Below are 1,374 nucleotides of genomic sequence, written 5' to 3'. Positions count from 1 at the left end.
TGGTCGGGCCGCTGGCGATCGGCGGCTGCCTGTACCTGTTCTGGAGCCTGCCGGATACCACGAAGATCTGGTTCGGGTTGTGGAACGCGCTGGGCGTGGTCGCCTACCTGCTGTACGGCCGCCGCAACAGCCTGCTGCAGCGCGCGCCGCAGACGCCGCGATGAGCCCGGCGTTCCAGGCAGCGCTGGCACGGCACATCGGCAGCGCCTACGCCCGGCAGTTGGCGCTGGCGGACGTGCTGGACGGACGCGATTGGCGCGTGGACCTGGGCGCGGGCCGGGTGTACTTCGGCGAGGACCTGCAGTTCCCGATTCAATTGCTGGGCACCGCCGCAGAAGCCAGCGCCAGCTGGCTGTGGGCCTGGGCCAACACCGCCAGCAACCTGCCACCGGCCCTGCTGGCCAATGCCAATGCGCTACGTGCGCACGGCGAGCACGAAGGTATCGCCGAACTGACCGCGCCGTCTTCGGCGCTGGGCGAGGACGGCGGCCACCAGATCGCCCTGCTCGCCGGTGCCCTGCGCGGGCGCTGCTACTACCGCGCGCCGTACAACGGCGGCGCGCTGTTCTTCCTGCTGGAGGACGTACCGGCCGCGGTCTTCGCGCCGTGCGACGACGCCCGCGTGCTGCGCCTGCTCGGCGAATTGCCGATGCAGTTCGAACTCGACCACCGGGCCATGACCGACGGCTTCCTGGCCGATCAGGGCTATGCCCTGCAGCGCGACGCCGCGCAGACCGTGGCGACGCGCGGCAACACCCGCATCGTCCTGGCATTCGATGCGCAGGCGCGGCTGACCGGCATTCAGGGCCAGCTGGCCCCGGCGCAGGCCGCGGCGGTCACGCCGAAGCCGGCACCGGCCTGGCAGTTCTGGAAGCGCAAGCGCTGAGCGCGGCGGCGGCGTGTCGCACCTGCGCGCCGCCGTGCCCGACGCTTACCACCAACGCAGGCCTTCGAACGGGTTCCAGCTGACGCTGCCCTTGCGCTGGTCCAGGTAGTAGGCGTAGTTGGCGGCCATGCCGACCAGCAGCGAGTAGGCGATGCCCAGGCCGCGGCCGATCGCCTCGGGGAGGAACGCCGCGACCACAGCCAGCGCCAGCCAGATGCCGATCAGCCCCAGCGCCTTGCGCCACATGCCGAGGATGAAGAAGTAGATGAAGCCGAAGAACAGGGCGAAGAAGTTCATGTTGATCTTCAACCGTTCCATGAACGGCAGTGCCTTGAACGCGGCCTTGTACTCGGGCGTGGACGGGGCGCCGTAACGGTCGAAGAAGTCGAAGCGGAACTGCCACTTCGGGCTGAGCGGCGCACGTTGCGGGAGATTTGGGGTTTCCATGGCGTTAGAATCCGTGTTGTAAACGTTTTCAGTTTACCTGA

Annotated in this window: 2 protein-coding genes and 1 pseudogene; 2 read left to right on the top strand and 1 reads right to left on the bottom strand. The window is 68.5% G+C overall.

Annotation, left to right across the window (positions count from 1 at the left end):
• Together D588_RS27350 and D588_RS0117145 are read left to right on the top strand one after the other, a co-directional pair.
• Positions 1–164 (top strand): annotated as a pseudogene (locus tag D588_RS27350) (amino acid permease); the annotation flags it as partial.
• Positions 161–886: a DUF6882 domain-containing protein gene (locus tag D588_RS0117145; protein WP_017916853.1), complete on the top strand. Its 726-nt coding sequence runs from the start codon at positions 161–163 to the stop codon at positions 884–886. The pseudogene D588_RS27350 and the gene D588_RS0117145, both read left to right, overlap by 4 nt.
• 45 nt (positions 887–931) lie before the next feature.
• Here D588_RS0117145 and D588_RS0117140 read toward each other — a convergent pair whose 3' ends face one another.
• Entirely contained in the window at positions 932–1,333 is a 402-nt protein-coding gene (locus tag D588_RS0117140) for a DUF2628 domain-containing protein (protein WP_017909243.1), read from the bottom strand.
• Positions 1,334–1,374: the final 41 nt, after the last annotated feature.

The sequence above is a fragment of the Xanthomonas sp. SHU 308 genome (assembly GCF_000364645.1).
GTDB classification, from domain to species: Bacteria; Pseudomonadota; Gammaproteobacteria; order Xanthomonadales; family Xanthomonadaceae; genus Xanthomonas_A; species Xanthomonas_A sontii.
This window is presented reverse-complemented; position numbering and strand designations above follow the sequence as displayed.

What these genes read in the sequence shown, in the direction of transcription:
- D588_RS0117145 (WP_017916853.1), top strand. Translation starts at nt 161, where the DNA reads ATGAGCCCGGCGTTCCAGGCAGCGCTGGCACGGCACATCGGCAGCGCC.
- D588_RS0117140 (WP_017909243.1), bottom strand. Translation starts at nt 1,333, where the DNA reads ATGGAAACCCCAAATCTCCCGCAACGTGCGCCGCTCAGCCCGAAGTGG.